General features: G+C 47.8%; 1 pseudogene. It reads right to left on the bottom strand.

What is annotated here, in order from left to right:
* Nucleotides 1-594: pseudogene (locus R7P74_RS27880) on the bottom strand (sensor histidine kinase); the annotation flags it as partial.

The raw sequence follows: 594 nt of genomic DNA, 5'->3' as shown, positions 1-594 counted from the left end.
AACGAGCAATCGGCACTAGCTCCGGCACTTGATGTGCAAAATCGGGTTGTAGGCGAAAGTCGTGTTCGGCTTGTTTTTGCAGTTGATCGGTCACACGTTCAATCGGGTTTAACAAGCTGCGCTTAACCAAGAAATATGAGCCAAAAGCGAAACCTAAAATCGAAATAAGCACTAAACCCGCAAGCGCCAAGTACGGCGAATCCACTTGAGCATTGGAAATGGCCGTATGACGAGAACTCCCGATCACCACGTACAAATAACCAATGGTTGAGCCAAGCTCCTCTATCGCAGCGACAGAAAAGACTTTGTGTTCATCACGATTACGCGGGTCATCGCCTAGAATCGGGAAAGGTTCTCCACTGAGAAACTGACGAATAGGATCCAGATTCACCGCTCCCATCAATTCCGTCCCTTCTGGCGCGGCGTGCGTAGTAATGTTGCCTTGGCTATCAAGAAAATAGATTTCGAAATCAGGCCCTATCAACATGAGGGTGTGGAAAATAGACTTGAGCGCTTTGGGATTGTAGTCCGTACCAATCATGAGCGGATTATCATCCCGCATGTGACTGGCTAGATCTTGATGTAAGCTTTGCT

It is taken from the genome of Vibrio sp. 2033 (assembly GCF_033339735.1).
This window is presented reverse-complemented; position numbering and strand designations above follow the sequence as displayed.